At 60.9% G+C, this 13,617-nt stretch carries 14 protein-coding genes and 2 tRNA genes; 4 read left to right on the plus strand and 12 right to left on the minus strand.

Annotated features, from left to right (window positions below; translation table 11 throughout):
- Positions 1–201: 201 nt before the first annotated feature.
- From RFM68_RS04925 to RFM68_RS04945, 5 genes are all read right to left on the minus strand, one after another.
- On the minus strand, positions 202–1,041 hold the full coding sequence (locus RFM68_RS04925) for a PopZ family protein (RefSeq protein ID WP_320231579.1): 840 nt from the start codon (positions 1,039–1,041) through the stop codon (positions 202–204).
- Positions 1,042–1,295: 254 nt separating this feature from the next.
- A complete protein-coding gene (locus tag RFM68_RS04930; RefSeq protein WP_320231580.1) occupies positions 1,296–2,678 on the minus strand; it encodes a TolC family outer membrane protein in 1,383 nt (460 codons plus the stop codon).
- Positions 2,679–2,862: 184 nt separating this feature from the next.
- Positions 2,863–3,537 (minus strand): protein-L-isoaspartate O-methyltransferase family protein, encoded by a 675-nt coding sequence (locus RFM68_RS04935; RefSeq protein WP_320231581.1) that lies wholly within the window; start codon positions 3,535–3,537, stop codon positions 2,863–2,865.
- Positions 3,538–3,629: 92 nt separating this feature from the next.
- Positions 3,630–3,703 (minus strand) — tRNA-Cys (locus RFM68_RS04940).
- A gap of 171 nt (positions 3,704–3,874) precedes the next feature.
- On the minus strand, positions 3,875–4,138 hold the full coding sequence (locus tag RFM68_RS04945) for a hypothetical protein (RefSeq protein ID WP_320231582.1): 264 nt from the start codon (positions 4,136–4,138) through the stop codon (positions 3,875–3,877).
- A gap of 207 nt (positions 4,139–4,345) precedes the next feature.
- Between RFM68_RS04945 and RFM68_RS04950 the strand changes: the two genes are divergently transcribed.
- Positions 4,346–4,420 (plus strand) — tRNA-Asn (locus RFM68_RS04950).
- A 116-nt stretch (positions 4,421–4,536) separates the two neighbouring features.
- On the opposite strand, the gene RFM68_RS04955 is transcribed toward RFM68_RS04950, so the two are convergent.
- Entirely contained in the window at positions 4,537–5,184 is a 648-nt protein-coding gene (locus RFM68_RS04955) for a TetR/AcrR family transcriptional regulator (protein ID WP_320231583.1), read from the minus strand.
- Between the two features lie 117 nt (positions 5,185–5,301).
- Here RFM68_RS04955 and RFM68_RS04960 point away from each other — a divergent pair, with 117 nt between their 5' ends.
- The 3 genes from RFM68_RS04960 to RFM68_RS04970 all read left to right on the plus strand — a co-directional run bounded on the left by RFM68_RS04960 (position 5,302) and on the right by RFM68_RS04970 (position 7,502).
- Positions 5,302–6,198 (plus strand): NAD(P)/FAD-dependent oxidoreductase, encoded by an 897-nt coding sequence (locus tag RFM68_RS04960; RefSeq protein ID WP_320231584.1) that lies wholly within the window; start codon positions 5,302–5,304, stop codon positions 6,196–6,198.
- Positions 6,199–6,219: 21 nt separating this feature from the next.
- Positions 6,220–6,693, plus strand: a complete 474-nt coding sequence (locus RFM68_RS04965) for a methyltransferase family protein (RefSeq protein WP_320231585.1) — start codon at positions 6,220–6,222, stop codon at positions 6,691–6,693.
- 632 nt (positions 6,694–7,325) lie between these two features.
- Positions 7,326–7,502, plus strand: coding sequence for a Flp family type IVb pilin (locus RFM68_RS04970; RefSeq protein ID WP_320231586.1), 177 nt, complete (start codon positions 7,326–7,328; stop codon positions 7,500–7,502).
- Between the two features lie 447 nt (positions 7,503–7,949).
- Here the strand turns inward: RFM68_RS04970 and RFM68_RS04975 are convergent, their stop codons facing one another.
- The 6 genes from RFM68_RS04975 to RFM68_RS05000 form a co-directional block, all read right to left on the minus strand.
- Entirely contained in the window at positions 7,950–9,872 is a 1,923-nt protein-coding gene (locus RFM68_RS04975) for a potassium transporter Kup (protein WP_320231587.1), read from the minus strand.
- An 80-nt stretch (positions 9,873–9,952) separates the two neighbouring features.
- Positions 9,953–10,801, minus strand: coding sequence for a DUF4118 domain-containing protein (locus RFM68_RS04980; RefSeq protein ID WP_320231588.1), 849 nt, complete (start codon positions 10,799–10,801; stop codon positions 9,953–9,955).
- Positions 10,802–10,954: 153 nt separating this feature from the next.
- On the minus strand, positions 10,955–11,266 hold the full coding sequence (locus RFM68_RS04985) for a type IV toxin-antitoxin system AbiEi family antitoxin domain-containing protein (protein WP_320231838.1): 312 nt from the start codon (positions 11,264–11,266) through the stop codon (positions 10,955–10,957).
- A 582-nt stretch (positions 11,267–11,848) separates the two neighbouring features.
- Positions 11,849–12,355 (minus strand): cupin domain-containing protein, encoded by a 507-nt coding sequence (locus RFM68_RS04990; protein ID WP_320231589.1) that lies wholly within the window; start codon positions 12,353–12,355, stop codon positions 11,849–11,851.
- A 473-nt stretch (positions 12,356–12,828) separates the two neighbouring features.
- Complete coding sequence (locus tag RFM68_RS04995) at positions 12,829–13,029, minus strand: hypothetical protein (protein ID WP_320231590.1); 201 nt, start codon at positions 13,027–13,029, stop codon at positions 12,829–12,831.
- 274 nt (positions 13,030–13,303) lie between these two features.
- Positions 13,304–13,585: a hypothetical protein gene (locus RFM68_RS05000; RefSeq protein ID WP_320231591.1), complete on the minus strand. Its 282-nt coding sequence runs from the start codon at positions 13,583–13,585 to the stop codon at positions 13,304–13,306.
- Positions 13,586–13,617: the final 32 nt, after the last annotated feature.

Consider the following 13,617-nt stretch of genomic DNA (forward strand, 5'->3'; position numbering starts at 1 on the left):
CAATCCCATCGGGTTCGGCAACCGCGCGCCCCCCAATGCATGTCGCCCAAAAGTGCGCAGCGGTTTTGGGACAACGATATGCATCAAAACAAAGACTTAAAGCGCGTCGCCTGAATCCGTTTCATCGCGACGCGCTTTAAGCAGCCCTGAACAAAAGCAGCGCCGGAAGGCGGTGCTTTTCAGCCTGCCTATCCTGGTAGCTTACTGCGCCCCGCGCGCCACGCGCTCGATCTCCTCGCGCACCAGCCTTTCGACCAGCGTCGGCAGGTTGTTGTCGAGCCAATCCTGCAGCATCGGCCGCAACATCTCCTCGGCCATTTCATCGAAGCTCTTCTTGCCGCGGCTGGCAAAAGCGCCGGAAAGCTCCCCGAAGGCAGCGGCAACTTGCCTGCCCGTATGCTCGGACAGGATCGCCGGCCTGGCCGGCTGACTCTCCGGCGCGGATGCTTGTGGGGCGCTGGCCTCCACTTCAACCGCCGGCTCCTCCTTGTCGATCTCGAGCTTCTCGATCTCGACCCGGGGCGCGGCTTCCGGAGCCCGGACAGCCGGCTTCGCGGTGACCGTGCTGCCGCCGGCCGCCGCGATTTCCCGCCGCCAATCGGCGACGATGGTCTCGGCGGTCTGCGGTGCATTTGCTGCGGCGGGCTTGCTCGCGGCCGCCGCCGCGCCCGGCTCGACGGCGCTCCTGGCACGGACCTCCGCCGAGGTTGTCGGCGCTGGCGCTGCCTTCACCGTCTCGGGGCGAACCTCGGCGCGCGCAAGCACCGGATCGGTCGCCGCGAGCTGGGCCTGGACTTCCGCCAGCGTCACCGGCTTGCGGGGGCCGGTATCGGCATGCAATTCGGAACGAAAAGCGTCGACCTCGACATTTGGCATGGCAGCGGGAGGCACGGCGACCGCGGCCGGTTCCAGATCCTGGCGCAGGTCACCGGCCTCGGCCGGCTGCTTGCGCCCGGTGTCGCTGTCTTCGATGATCCTTCGGATGGAAGCCAGTATTTCTTCCATGGAAGGTTCGCGCTGCGCGCTGCTTGCCGTCGCCATCGTCACATCCGCCGCCCTTGTGACCTGATCAAGAAACTTGACCCGTTCAGGAATTCCGTTCCTGCCCAGGCCGGAATTCGAATCAATGCAGACAGCGTAACCGACCGATCGTCATCCGAGAATCCCCAATCTGGGGACTTGTTGGATTTCAACAGATTAGGCGGAGCGCAAACCGATGAGCCGCGTCATCCAGAAAGACAAACGCCGCGCATCCATCGGACACGCGGCGCTTGCCGGAAGCCAAGTATCGGAAATCAGCGCCCGTCAGGCGTGCGCAGTCCGATCCATTTGTCCTTGACGGCGTTATAGTGCTCTTCCGGCCTGTACTTGGTGACCGGCAAGCCCAGGCGATCGACCGACAGCCGACCCATCGCCGACAGGATGGCGTAGCTCGCCACGACCACGTCGCGCTCGGAGCTGGCCTGGTTGATCTTGGCGGTGATGACCGCGTTCTGCGCGTTCAACACGTCGAGCGTGGTGCGCTGGCCGACATTGCGCTCCTCGATGACGCCGTTTAGCGCCAGTTGCGCGGCGTCGATAACCTGCCTGTTGGCATCGACGCTTTCGCGCGCGGCGACATATTGCGTCCAGGCCGACACCACGGCCTGGCGCACCTGGTCGCGGCTGACATCGACCTGGATACGCGCCTCGCTGAGCGATTCCTTGTTTTGCCGTACGATCGCCGAGGTCCGGCCGCCCGAATAGATCGGAACGGTGAGCGTCGCGCCGATATTGGCCGAAGTCGAGCTGCCGTTGGGGCGAGAGATCGAAGCAGGAGAGGAGTGGCTATAATTATCCGAAATGCCGGCAGAGGCCGTCAGCTGCGGCAGCAGTGCGCCCTCCGAGACTTTCACCGAAAACGCCGCAGCGTCGACGAGATGCTGGGTCGAAAGGATAGCCGGATGCTCGACCGAGGCCACGGCCAGGGCGGAATCGACGCTCCCCGGCAGCAGCTTGCCCAGCGGCGAGGCCGCCTTGAGCTTGCCCGGCTCGTCGCCGACGATCTGATGATAGGTGGCCGCACTCGCCAGCGCCGTCGCGCGGGCGGCGCTCAGCTGCGCCACGGCCGTGGCACGCGAGGCATCGGCCTGGGCGACGTCGGTGCGGGTGCCCTCACCGACCTCGAAGCGTGAACGGGCAGCCCGCGCCTGCTCGGTCAGGAACTGCAGGTTCTGTTCGGTCAGCGCAGCGACCTGGCGATCGCGAATCACGTCCATATAGGCGCTCGCCGCGTTGAACAGGATGTTCTCTTCGGTATTGCGCAGGCTTTCGACCGAAGCCTTCACCTGCGCCTCGGCGGCGGCGACATTGTTCCTGGTCTGAAACCCGTCGAACAGCGTCTGGTTGATCTGAATGCCGAAGCTGCCCGTGGTCAGGTTCTGGGTGGCGCCCTGGAAGCGTGTGCTGGTGTAGTCGATGCTGCTCGAACCAGTGACAGTCGGGCGCCAGCCCGACTTGGCAATGGCGACGCCCTCATCGGTGACACGCACGCCGGCGCGGGCGGAGTTCAGCTGGGAATTGAATTGATAGGCCTTGGCGAGTGCGCCGGTGATGGTTTCGGCCGATGCGGCCAGCGGCGACAGCGCGGTCGCGGAAACGAGCGTAGCTGCTAAAATTATCCTACGTACAGACGGCACGTTATTTCCCTCATTCGTTTGCATGGGAACCACGCCACGTCGGCCCACCCTTACGGATCGGCTGGCGCCGCGTTGTTTATCGTTCCCCCGCTGACAGCCTCCCGATAACTCCCGGTTAACCAATCAGCAACGATTGTCTAGCGCAAGCCATCATGACAGCGCCTTCGCTGCAAGGCAAAAACGCTCAGAATTCAAATGCGTGAGCACGTTCGAAGCCCGGTAGTGGCTTAATTGCCGCATTAAAAGCCCGTCTTCCGGTTACAACCCCTCCTGCCTTGAAAAACAGCCGGGCCACGCCAGAGTTGCCCCGTCCTTCGACTGCAACCAGGCGTCCATCCTCCGCAAGCTGGTCGAGCAGCGCCGCCGGCACTTCCTCGACGCTGCCGCCGATGAAGATGACGTTGTAAGGCCCCTTAGCGGCCTGCCCTTGCGGCAGCGGTCCGGTCACCACCGTGACGTTCTGGCAGCCAAGGCTGGAAAGCGTGGATTTCGCGGCCTCCGCCAGCGCGGAATCGCTCTCCAGCGCGACGACGGAACGCGCCAGCCGGGACAGCAATGCGGCGCAATAGCCGGTGCCGCAACCGACATCGAGCACCGAATCACCCGCGTCGATTTCGGCCAGTTGCAAAAGCTTGGCGAGCGGCGACGGCTCCATCAGATAGCGTGCGCCGCCGCCATTGGCGCCGTCCGAGATGCGGATGTCTTCGTCGATATAGGCCAGATCCTGCTGTCCGGCGCCGACAAAGGCCTCGCGCGGGACGCTCAGCATCGCTTCGATGAGGGGCGCGCTGGTTACATCCGTGGTGCGGACCTGGCCATCGACCATCTTCACGCGGCGTTCGGAGAAATCAGCGCTCATGTCCCAACAATCCGCTCCCCGCGCCAGACGCGCGGCTAAAACTTCAACCGGAACCCCGCTCCGGCGCGGTTGCGCTGGAGCCCGCAAGCATCTGGAGGCCTCGCCCGGAATCGAACCGGGGTGCAAGGATTTGCAGTCCTCTGCGTAACCACTCCGCCACGAGGCCTCGCAATGCTCCCGGCGTTCCGAGCGAACTCATTATGTTGGCGCTCAAAGGCCGTCAAGCGCTCGCGCGTCATTCCCGACGCTTTCGCCTATGGCGGCGAAAGTGGTGATTACCAATCGGTTGTCACGGGTCCAGGCATCTGTTGTGGCGGCGCCGCCGGTCCGCGCGGGCTCATCGGTCGGGACGCCGCCGGCGTTCCCACCAGACGACGAATCGCCGTCGGTGACGACGGATCATCGCGAATTCATAGGACAGCACCAGGAGCCCGAGCGGAATCATCCAGAAACCGAGTATCGGCAGAAAGCCCAGAATTCCGCCAAGGGTGAGCAGCATGCCAATCACGATTCGCAAGCCGCGTGACCGTGGCATGGCGAATTCGCGGCCGAAGATCGAAATCTTGCGCACCGGGGCGCTGTCGTCGTCAGCTGCTGTCATTCAAAACCAAATCCCATCTGCTGGCGAAGCCATACCGCGATAACCGACCGCTTTGTTCCGGCCGGTGTGAAGCCCTTCATATGTGGGCATGCCGAAACGATGCCACAAATAGCCGCATTAAAAACCGGAGAAAAATTGCGAATTGCTTCTTTGCAAAGACGAAAGGTGTTTGCTATAGGCTGCGCCAACTCACGTCAGAGCCTCCGTTCCCCGGTAGCTCAGTGGTAGAGCAACCGGCTGTTAACCGGTTGGTCGCTGGTTCGAATCCGGCCCGGGGAGCCACCGCCTCTTCTACGCCATGGCGCGATGCTGCGCGCCAGCGTGCAATTTCTCCCATACTCTTCGATCTCGATAGTCCTGCTTCCAGAGTGTCAGAACATCGAGGATCCTCGTCTAGGCTATCCACCCGCGTGGTCGTTGCCACCGTGCGCGGCGATGAACATGGCGACGGCCGACCGGCAATAGGATTCGATTTCGCTGTCGTCCACTGCTCTCGCTTCATCGAAGCGTGCGATAATCAGGAGATCGCATCCTTTGAAAAGCGCGGCAAACAAGCGGGCGGACTGAAGAGGATCGGGCACGTCCAGAACCGCCTTCGCGTGCAACTGGCGCAACAGGGCCTCGACTTGAGCGATGATGTGGGCGGGTCCGGCTTCGTAATGGAGCTTGCTCAACGCCTGTTGATTCGTCCTGTCGTTCACGACCATGGCTTCGACACTGCGGACACCCGGGCGCAACAGCGTGCGAAGCAGGGATGATCCCACCGCCATGAGCTGATCTTCGGCCGAACCGTCGACGTCTTCAAAAAGGGCCTGTGGTATTAGCTGATGGCAGCGGGCCGCAAAGGCCGCGCTGAACAGGGCCTCCTTGTTCTCGAAGTGCCGGTAGATGCTGAGCTTGGATATCTTCGCTCGCTGAGCGACCATGTCCAATGTCGTCCCATGAAAACCCAGTTCGTCAAAAAGCTCGCACGCGGCGTCGACGATCGTTTGGCCAAGCGCCTCGTTGGCGGGCCGGCCGCGCCGGCCCTGGCTGGTTTCAGTCACAACAATTCAAGTCCTTGACAGTATCGTAATTCAGCATTACGATACCATGTAGTATCTGAAATGCAAGTCGTTGTGCCGTGGGCCCAGCGCTTCATCCACAACACGGAGCCCATTTCCATGGATGACGTCATCATCATCGGCGGAAGCTTTGCCGGTCTCGCCGCGGCCCTGCAGCTCGGCCGTGCCCGCCGCGAGGTCACCGTTCTCGACACCGGCCAGCCGCGCAACCGCTTCGCCAGCCATTCGCATGGCCTGCTCGGCCACGATCACAAGCCACCGTTGGCAATCCTGGCCGAGGCGCGGCAGCAGCTGGAGCGTTATCCCACGATCAGGCTGATCAAGGCCCGGGCCGAAAGCGTCTCCGGCGCGATCGACGATTTCGCCGTCGCTACTGAGGATGGCGAAACCCTCCGGGCGCGCCGCCTGATCCTGAGCTATGGCGTCATCGACCAGATGCCTGATGTTGCGGGCTTTGCCGAAGGCTGGGGCAAGTCCATCGTGCCCTGCCCCTATTGCGACGGCTTTGAAGTCGCCGGCCAGCATTGGGGCCTCGTCTGGTCCGGCCGGCAGTCGCACAATCAGGTCAGGCTGTTCCACGATTGGACCGACAGGTTGACGGTCTTCGCCGATGGTCATGACATTCCGCCCGATATCCGGGCCGATCTGACGCGCCGCAACACACCTGTCGTCGATGGCCGGATCATCGAGATCGCTCATCACGGGGGCCATAACGCCACCGTCAAGCTCGATACCGGCCCAAATGTCGCGGTCGACATCCTGTTCGCGCATCCGCGCAACAAGCCGTCCGCAAACCTCCATGAATCGCTGGGCCTCGCCACGATCGATACGCCACTCGGCATCATCCTCAAGGTCGACGAGCGCCGCGAAACCAGCACGCCCGGCATCTACGCCGCCGGCGACCTCGCCAACCCCGTTACGCCGCCATCGGTCACCCTGGCATCATCGCACGGCGCGATGGCGGGTATCTTCGCCCAGCAGTCGATGCTGGTTTGAGAGCAGAGATTGGAGAGGAGCATGGCCGTCGAACCGGACAGCGCGGGTGTGCGCTTCCCTCCGCCCTTCGTCTATCTGGGAGCGCTGCTGTTAGGGCTGGCGGTGGAGCGGTTCGTCACCCTGCGCTCTTTCGGCATCGACTGGCGGTTGCTGGCGGCGACGGGCGCTCTGCTGTTCGCTGCCGGCGCGGCGATAATGCTTGCAGCGGCGGGGCTGTTCCGGCGGCTGGGCACCAACGTTCCCCCGTCGCAGCCAACGACCCTCATCGCGACGACCGGTCCCTTTCGGTGGACCCGAAATCCTATGTATCTAGGCATGGCGCTTGTCTATGCCGGCCTTGCGATCGGCTTCGACGGGCCGATCGCCTTCGCCTTGCTCCCGTTGGTGCTGATCGCGATCCAGACGCAGTTGATCGCCCGCGAGGAGCGCTATCTCGAAGCGAAGTTCGGCGACGACTACCGCCGCTACAAGGCCGAGGTTCGCCGCTGGCTCTGACCGTCGCGAGATCAGCGCACAAGACGGCGACGGGATACGCATCAAGCAGCATCACGTTTGCGCATCTTCGTCACCGGGGGCGCATTCTGGCGTAGGGGAGTCGCGAATTCGAATTTCTCAGCTTCGTCGATCCCGGGGAGCCAAACAATCTCAGGCACTTAAGCCAGACGATGCCGCTTGCGGTGGGCTAGCAGTTATCGTTCCGGGCTACACACCCCGGCATCACGTTGCGCTTGCGAGTCGCTCGACAGGCAGTCCGTTGGCTACGCGCTCTCTAGTCAACCGGTGAATTTCACGTGCGTTTGCCGTACATTATGGACATCTGTTCCGGCGATCATACGCGAATATGTCAACAATGCTTGCTGTGTAATCGAAAGCGGCGTCTCGCCTCGAGCGCCCTCTGGCGAGGCTTCCCCCTGGGCAGCGCCATGCATTCCAGCGTGTCAATGATACGCCTCCGGTGAGAACGCGCGAATCTTGCATAAGCCGTGGCTTATCGGCAAGCTCGAGCCAAGCTGCTGCTTGTCGGCTCGGCTTTCCTTTTAATGAATAAAATCCAGGAGCGTCCCTTTACCATATCTAAATTAGCAACCAGCAATACTTGCATGATCAGCAATCGGGGTTTGTGAAAAATGCGGTTGATAGCGAGTTTTCTGCGTGACGATTCCGGGGCAACGGCCATCGAGTATGGTTTGATTGCAGCGCTTATCGCCTTGGGAATCATGGTTGGAGCGACCTCACTGGGCGGCGCGCTAAATGCCCAGTTTGTGTCGATTGCCACCACTCTTAACGGCGCCATCGCACCGTAAGATACGCTGACGTGCGGAAAGAGGCGTCCAGCCCTTGCGCCGCTCTGGCGTCAAGGCGCGGTCGTGAATTGCGGGGGCCTAGCTTGCGCCCAATCACGACCAGGATGATAGTTTCTGCGATCATGGGTCGATCGAGATGGGGACTTACAAACCGGTCACGGTTGTTGCGATCCCGGTCTGCACGCCGAGGGACTACCACACATTCGGCAGCTACCTACCGCTGACGATATGCCCACAACCTGGGAAGAGTGGTCCAAGCATTTTGAGGCTTATCAAAAGGCGCTTCTGTTAGGGCAAGGGCGTGGATACGTTCGGGTGCGCATTCGACCCGATCCGCTCAAAGCGTGACTTGATGCCAACTCTCAGGTGGGAATAGCGGCCATAGCAAATTTGTGCACTGTCACAGTAATCCGCAGAAACACATTCGACGGGAGCAACCCAGTCGGATCAGATCACCACCTGGGTGCCGATCTCAACGACTCGCCCGGTCGGTATCTGGAAATACTCCGTCGCATCGGCCGCCGTCCGCGCCAGCCCGATGAACAGCTTGTCCTGCCACACCGGCATGCCAGAATTGGGCGAGGCCTTGAGCGAGCGCCGCGACAGGAAGAAGGATGTCGACATGATGTCGAACTTCCAGCCCTGCTTGCGGCAGATCGCGAGCGCACGCGGGATATTCGGTTGCTCCATATAGCCGAAGGTCAGCGTCACTCGCATGAACAGCTCGTTGACCGTTTCCATCTTCACCCGCTCGCTGTCGGGCACTACCGGCTGTGGCGCCGTCACCACCGAAAGGATGACGTTCTGCTCGTGCAACACCTTGTAGTGTTTGAGACTGTGCATGAGCGCGGTCGGCGCACTCAGCGGATCGCTGGTCAGGAACACTGCCGTGCCCGAAACCAGATAGGGCTTCTTCTTCAACAGATTGCCGGCAAGGAAATCGAGCGGGATCTCATTGCGGCGCGTCTTGTCGAACAGGTAGCGGCCGCCGCGCACCCAAGTCCAGATAATGAGGCACATCACCAACGCAATGGTCAGCGTAACCCAGCCTCCTTCGATCACCTTAATGATGTTCGAGCCGAGGAATACCAAGTCCACGATCAGAAAGAGTGCCGATGCTGCAAGGGCGCCAGTAACTGACCAGTTCCAGATTCGGCGCATGACGATGAAGAGAAGCAGGTCCGTGACCACCATCTGACCGGTGACGGAGATGCCGTAGGCCGATGCTAGGTTGCCCGACTTCTGGAACCCGAGCACCAGCATCATGACGCCGATGCCGAGCAACAAATTGACCCTCGGAAGATAGATTTGGCCAACTTGCGTCTCGGATGTGTGTAGGATGCTGAATCGCGGCAGAAGATTCAGCTGAACGGCTTGACGCAACAGCGAAAACGCCCCGGAAATCACAGCCTGACTGGCGATGATCGTCGCGGCGGTGGCCAAGACGACCATCGGCACCAGCGCCCAGCGAGGCTGCATGTCGAAGAAAACATTCTCCGGCAATTCGGTGCGGTTCAAAACAAAGGCGCCCTGCCCAATGTAGTTGAGCAGAAGGCACGGGAACACGATCCACAGCCAAGCCATCACAATCGGTCTGCGACCAAAGTGGCCAAGATCGACGTAAAGCGCCTCAGCGCCGGTCACAGCTAGAAAAACAGCGCCGACCGTCCCGAGCGCAAGTGCTGGATTGGCCACGAGATAGTGGACGGCGTAGTAGGGATTGACGGCCCACAACACTCCGGGATTGGTGACGATGTGGCTTACTCCGGAAACCCCTAGCGCGAGAAACCATGCGAATGTAATCGGCCCGAAAACGCCTCCAATGGCGCCGGTCCCGAATCGTTGGACCGCGAAGAGCCCAGCAAGAATGACAAGCGTGACTGGCAAGACGTATGGCTCAAGGGCTGGCGTGACGGTCTCAAGACCTTCCACTGCAGCGAGCACCGAGATCGCTGGCGTGATCATAGAGTCGCCGGTGAACAACGCCGCGCCAAGCACGCCCAGGACCAAAATGGCAGCTGAGCGAGCCGGAAGACTACTGCCGGCCAGGGACATCAGGGAGAGCGTGCCGCCTTCACCCTTGTTGTCCGCTCGGAGAACAAATGTGACGTATTTAACCGTTACGATGAGGGTCAGCGCCCAAATGATCAGCGAAAGAATGCCAAGCACATCCTCACGTGTCGCCGATCCGTCCGATGCCGCTACAAACAGGGCTTCCCGAAACGCGTAGAGAGGACTTGTTCCGATATCGCCATAAACGACGCCGAGAGCGCCCAGAACCAGTATTCGCACGCTCTGCTGGGAGTGGACATCATGCGCAGCGGACTGTGCTGCTGCAGCCCCGCCGTCGCCTGTATCGGCATTGCTCATGAACCTGCTCCTCCGGCTAGCGCAAACGTTTCGTTGTCGTTGTCGTCGCGCCGTTTGCTGACTTGCGCCTTCCCGGGTGTTTACGGTCGAGCATGCCGGAAATGTTGACGATCAAGCGCCAGGGCCAGGAAGCGACCCACGATATCGACCGACGTCGAAGGCGTCACAGGACGTTCATCGGGGTCGAATGCGAGCCCAATGGCCGCGCGCGGGCCCCCTGCCGTTGTTTTTACGGGCCAGAAGTCAAAGCGCGAGGTCAACGCCGGATAGACTCCGGCGCTCACGACAAGTCCTGTTGCCAATGACGATTGCGCCGCCTCAATCTCGGCTTCCTGGGGCTCTACATTGCCGACTTTCTCGACGGAAACCCTTTTGCCGTCCAAAACGAGAATGACGACAGGAACTTGGAAGAGCGCTGCAAGCATGTGGCAAGTGATCGAGACGATCGCCTTCGCATTGTCGATCCCCGCGACGTCGCGACTATAGTTTTGCAGCATCGTTGCCTGCCTCCTCAGGAGCGCGGCTTCAATTGCGCGGCGCCGGGAGGTAAAGGCCACGCCACTGACGATAAGTCCGACGACGAAAAGCAGTCCAATCGCCCAGACGTTTGCCGGGTCGTCGACGATCAGCGTGTAGCGAGGCTCGGTGAGGAAGAAATTGTAGGCGAGTGCACCAAGTATCGCCGAAAAGAGCGAGGGACCCAAACCTAGGCCGACGGCCCCTATGATCACCGGCACCACAAATATGAGCGAGATGTTCGGGATCGCCACCTGACTGTCGACCCCGGCAGCCACGACCGTCGCGAAGGCGGTCATTGCAAACGAAGCAAGATAGCGTACCGCGGCGGGAGCATCGGCCAAGCCGAAAAGCGTATCGGCACCCGGCGACGATGTAATGTCCTGGTGCAGCCTCGGATTGACACCGGCCATCGCTTCACTCCCCGCCCGGGTTGCCGCATGCCCAAACCTAGGCCGATACGCATAAAGATTCCATTCGTGCGGCACGCCAAAGATATAAAGATTCCATAGTCGAAAGGCGGCGGATCCGGGAACTCTGTGCACGCTTGCCGCCTTCGGCCCTGATCATGTCGGCTCCTGATCTGCAGCGCGATACGCGCCATAGCCCACCTTGATGAGCAGGCCCTCGTTGCACATCCGGGTCAGATAGCAACGCGGAACACCGATGTTCGTGAGGTCGCGCGTTCGCACTACCCCCTGTTGTTGGGCGAGCGCAACTGCCCGTTGCCTCAGAGATGGCTTTGGGCCGCCTGCCCAATGGATTCGCTCCGCGCGCTCGCGATCCCGCTTGCGAATCTTGAGGAAAGGCTCTGGCGTGGTTTTGAGGGAGATCGGCAGCTCATAGTTCGCAGTTTCGTGCGGCCCGAGGAGCCAAATTTTTCAAGCATGCAGAGTTTCGTGATTGGCCGAAAATCGGCTGATGCACGCTATATGTACACAAGGGATCTTTGCTTGGCCGTCAATTCGACATTCCGATCATCTCGGTCGGAGTTGCCCCCTCGCAGGAAGGCCAACAGTGAGTCATCATCGTTTCCCCCGAATCGAAAGGAACCGATCGATGCGTGCAGAGAAAGAGCCCCACTTCAGTTTCAACGGTACCTCGCTAAAACGCTGCGAAGCGCCTGATTGGTATACCGGCATCATGCGAATTACGCGAATTACGGTGACAGTGCACCTTTTCCTTTGCAGCCGGCTTTGGGGTTTCTGAATCCAGGAGCGATGGGCTTTGATCAATAGCCGTTATGGCAAATCTGTGCACTGTCACCGTAATTCCTGCGAGCACGAACGTTGCGCTAAGGACGCCGGCTGGGGCTTTGCCAAGCCGAAGCAGGCACCGCACTGGTTCTGCTTTTGAATATAGGTCCGACGGCGAGCGCTATTTATGATCCCGCCGCCGAGACGCGCCTACTCCGATCGCGAAATCGGCGGCGCTAGCTGCCAATTCTTGTGCGCGATCCCTCACTTCTTCTTCGGAGCATCAGCCGGGTTGACGAACGTGATGCCGCCGGGGGCACTGACCTGAACGTCAATGATCCCTCCTTCTTCTCCAGTCCATACGTAGTGCGTGCCGCCAGGCTGTAACGCGAAAAAGGCTCCCGGCTTGAGCCACGGGCCGGTCTTGTCGAGCTTATCCCCAAAGCCGAACCCGACCTGACCGCTGATCACCCACACGGCCTCGGCATTAGGATGGCTGTGCGGAGGAACGACGTAGTGAGGCGGGAATTTCACGCGGGCAACGCTCCAGTCACCGGATTGCGCCAGGACAGCGACTTTGGCGCCGGGCGGCAGGTCGCCAATGTCCTGCCACTTCAGGTCAGCACTGTCGGTCGTCAGGATGGGGGTCGTCTTTACGCCCTGCTGACCCTCGGCGGAGAATGCCAAGCCTCCAGACACAAAGGCTGCCGCACTGGTGAGGCCGAGCACAATGAGCATTAATCGGCCAGTAGATCGTGATGAAATCTTCATGATTGCATCCTCCCGGGTTGGTCACGCGAGTGAATGTACGAGACGCCTCATATTAGCAGAAATGCATTTGCCTGGCGCCGGACATTTGCACGCCTGCCAAGTCGTTAATGGCGGCAGCATCGTGGGTCATAGCGTCCGACAAATGACCCCATCGATTTGCCGAGGAAGTTGATGCCGCGTGTACTCATGAAATCCATAAGCCGGCTTCCTGGCGTTACGTTCCCTTGTCTCGGAAGTCTTTCAGCGAAGCATGACGCAGCTTCTCCTCGCCCTTCAAGAATTTGACTTGGCCGACCAGCCCCGGCTTCAGCCATTCGGCCTTCTCCATTGCCAAGCCCTTTGGTGGCGGAGCCCCGGCCTTGCCCTGAACGTGGTCCCATAGGGCCTGCCGCTTGTGCCGCGTTGCTGAAAGCGGCGAAAGGGTTGGGCCGCTGACAATCGAATAACGACCGTCTTGCCAAAGGCGGACCGCCTTATTCGGTGTCTGAGGGAGGGGTTCGCGGCCCGTTCGCCTTAAGGATTTCATTCAGCAGCATATCGAGCGCACCCGTTGCTGCCTCGTGGTCAAGGCCCGAAAGTAGCACGCCGCCGAGCTTCGCGATTTCTCCGCTGACAACGTCGACGACCTCCCACAGACCGTCCGCGTCCTGACGCTTTTGGTATCGGTCGGGCATAAGCAGCACCTCGCCGCTATGTGTATGCCAGCGCGGGTGGGGTGGTATGGTTGCACCTACCGGACGTCCGCCCAGCGGGCGTTCCGCCGAAGCCTCTCCCGCGTTCTGGCGCCTCTCTGACCTTACGAATCCGTAAGGTCGCGATCCTTCGTTCGCATGACGGAGCGCATTGGCGAGCATTGATATGATTCCGGCGTTGCCTGTGCGGGCTCAGCCCAGAGCCCCACCGGTCGGCCCGGCGGCCTTCCTGAGCTGGCCTGCCGGGCCGCTCGCTTCACGGGCACGGCCGCCATGTTTTGCGCTGCTCAGGCGTCATCGCATGGTTGGTGAATTGCAGCTTCCGATCGTCTCGGCCGGCGACGCGGCACTCATGGCAAAAGATCACCTTCACCAGATCCCAATGAAAGCAGCCATGATCCGGCCCGAGTCGCTTAACTAGCTCGCCAACGTCGAGCACCGCCGTTCTTTTGCAGGTGAGGCAATAGACCGACAGGCCGGTGCCGGCTTCCAATTTCTTGCCGAGGGTGTCTTCGACGAATGGGTATTTGTTCGACATTGGGCGATCCTTGTGGTGGGTCGCCGCACCGG

The organism is Mesorhizobium montanum, from assembly GCF_033977145.1.
Classification (GTDB): Bacteria; Pseudomonadota; Alphaproteobacteria; order Rhizobiales; family Rhizobiaceae; genus Mesorhizobium; species Mesorhizobium montanum.

What these genes read in the sequence shown, in the direction of transcription:
- RFM68_RS04980 (WP_320231588.1), bottom strand. Translation starts at nt 10,801, where the DNA reads ATGGCCGGTGTCAATCCGAGGCTGCACCAGGACATTACATCGTCGCCG.
- RFM68_RS04925 (WP_320231579.1), bottom strand. Translation starts at nt 1,041, where the DNA reads ATGGCGACGGCAAGCAGCGCGCAGCGCGAACCTTCCATGGAAGAAATA.
- RFM68_RS04960 (WP_320231584.1), top strand. Translation starts at nt 5,302, where the DNA reads ATGGATGACGTCATCATCATCGGCGGAAGCTTTGCCGGTCTCGCCGCG.
- RFM68_RS04945 (WP_320231582.1), bottom strand. Translation starts at nt 4,138, where the DNA reads ATGACAGCAGCTGACGACGACAGCGCCCCGGTGCGCAAGATTTCGATC.
- RFM68_RS04970 (WP_320231586.1), top strand. Translation starts at nt 7,326, where the DNA reads ATGCGGTTGATAGCGAGTTTTCTGCGTGACGATTCCGGGGCAACGGCC.
- RFM68_RS04975 (WP_320231587.1), bottom strand. Translation starts at nt 9,872, where the DNA reads ATGAGCAATGCCGATACAGGCGACGGCGGGGCTGCAGCAGCACAGTCC.
- RFM68_RS04965 (WP_320231585.1), top strand. Translation starts at nt 6,220, where the DNA reads ATGGCCGTCGAACCGGACAGCGCGGGTGTGCGCTTCCCTCCGCCCTTC.
- RFM68_RS05000 (WP_320231591.1), bottom strand. Translation starts at nt 13,585, where the DNA reads ATGTCGAACAAATACCCATTCGTCGAAGACACCCTCGGCAAGAAATTG.
- RFM68_RS04995 (WP_320231590.1), bottom strand. Translation starts at nt 13,029, where the DNA reads ATGCCCGACCGATACCAAAAGCGTCAGGACGCGGACGGTCTGTGGGAG.
- RFM68_RS04935 (WP_320231581.1), bottom strand. Translation starts at nt 3,537, where the DNA reads ATGAGCGCTGATTTCTCCGAACGCCGCGTGAAGATGGTCGATGGCCAG.
- RFM68_RS04990 (WP_320231589.1), bottom strand. Translation starts at nt 12,355, where the DNA reads ATGAAGATTTCATCACGATCTACTGGCCGATTAATGCTCATTGTGCTC.